The organism is Fructilactobacillus sp. X7R7C1 (assembly GCF_059901065.1).
The window spans coordinates 1-1750 of sequence record NZ_JBWXVF010000006.1; the positions used below are offsets into that span (position 1 = coordinate 1).

Genomic DNA, 1750 nt, shown 5'->3' on the forward strand with positions numbered 1-1750 from the left:
GAGAGTAAAACTCTCAAAACTAAACAAGACTTCAATAATGTAAGGTTTCCGAATTTTTCCTTAGAAAGGAGGTGATCCAGCCGCAGGTTCTCCTACGGCTACCTTGTTACGACTTCACCCTAATCATCTGTCCCACCTTAGGCGGCAGGCTCCAAAAGGTTACCTAACCGACTTTGGGTGTTACAAACTCTCATGGTGTGACGGGCGGTGTGTACAAGACCCGGGAACGTATTCACCGTGGCATGCTGATCCACGATTACTAGCGATTCCAACTTCATGCAGGCGAGTTGCAGCCTGCAATCCGAACTGAGAACGGCTTTAAGAGATTAGCTTGACCTCGCGGTTTCGCAACTCGTTGTACCGTCCATTGTAGCACGTGTGTAGCCCAGGTCATAAGGGGCATGATGATTTGACGTCATCCCCACCTTCCTCCGGTTTGTCACCGGCAGTCTCATTAGAGTGCCCAACTGAATGCTGGCAACTAATGACAAGGGTTGCGCTCGTTGCGGGACTTAACCCAACATCTCACGACACGAGCTGACGACAACCATGCACCACCTGTCATTCTGCCCCCGAAGGGGACACCTAATCTCTTAGGTTAACAGAAGATGTCAAGACCTGGTAAGGTTCTTCGCGTAGCATCGAATTAAACCACATGCTCCACCGCTTGTGCGGGTCCCCGTCAATTCCTTTGAGTTTCAACCTTGCGGTCGTACTCCCCAGGCGGAGTGCTTAATGCGTTAGCTGCGGCACTGAAGGGCGGAAACCCTCCAACACCTAGCACTCATCGTTTACGGCATGGACTACCAGGGTATCTAATCCTGTTTGCTACCCATGCTTTCGAGCCTCAGCGTCAGTTACAGACTAGACAGCCGCCTTCGCCACTGGTGTTCCTCCATATATCTACGCATTTCACCGCTACACATGGAGTTCCACTGTCCTCTTCTGCACTCAAGTTTCCCAGTTTCCGATGCACTTCTCCGGTTAAGCCGGAGGCTTTCACATCAGACTTAGAAGACCGCCTGCGCTCGCTTTACGCCCAATAAATCCGGACAACGCTTGCCACCTACGTATTACCGCGGCTGCTGGCACGTAGTTAGCCGTGACTTTCTGGTTAGATACCGTCGCGACGTGAGCAGTTACTCTCACGCCCGTTCTTCTCTAACAACAGAGTTTTACGAGCCGAAACCCTTCTTCACTCACGCGGCATTGCTCCATCAGACTTTCGTCCATTGTGGAAGATTCCCTACTGCTGCCTCCCGTAGGAGTCTGGGCCGTGTCTCAGTCCCAATGTGGCCGATTACCCTCTCAGGTCGGCTACGCATCATCGCCTTGGTGAGCCTTTATCTCACCAACTAGCTAATGCGCCGCGGATCCATCCAAAAGCGATAGCACAAAGGCCATCTTTCAAACGAAAACCATGTGGTTTTCGTTGTTATACGGTATTAGCATCTGTTTCCAGGTGTTATCCCCTTCTTCTGGGCAGGTTATCCACGTGTTACTCACCAGTTCGCCACTCGCTGCTAACTTAAATCTAGTTAATGCAAGCATCAACTATCAATAGGCGCAGCTCGTTCGACTTGCATGTATTAGGCATGCCGCCAGCGTTCGTCCTGAGCCAGGATCAAACTCTCATTTTAGAAATGAGAAATTTTACTAGCTCATTATTATTTGTTGTTATTCTTTTTCAAAAGAATTAAAAAGCGAATTGACTTCGCAAATGTTTAATTTTAAGTTCTACAACTTAAAA

1 rRNA gene is annotated in these 1750 nt (G+C 49.3%); it reads right to left on the reverse strand.

The features are described 5' to 3' along the window. Nucleotides 1-64: 64 nt before the first annotated feature. Nucleotides 65-1640: ribosomal RNA gene (locus AC6UDC_RS06885) — 16S ribosomal RNA — on the reverse strand. Nucleotides 1641-1750 lie beyond the last annotated feature (110 nt).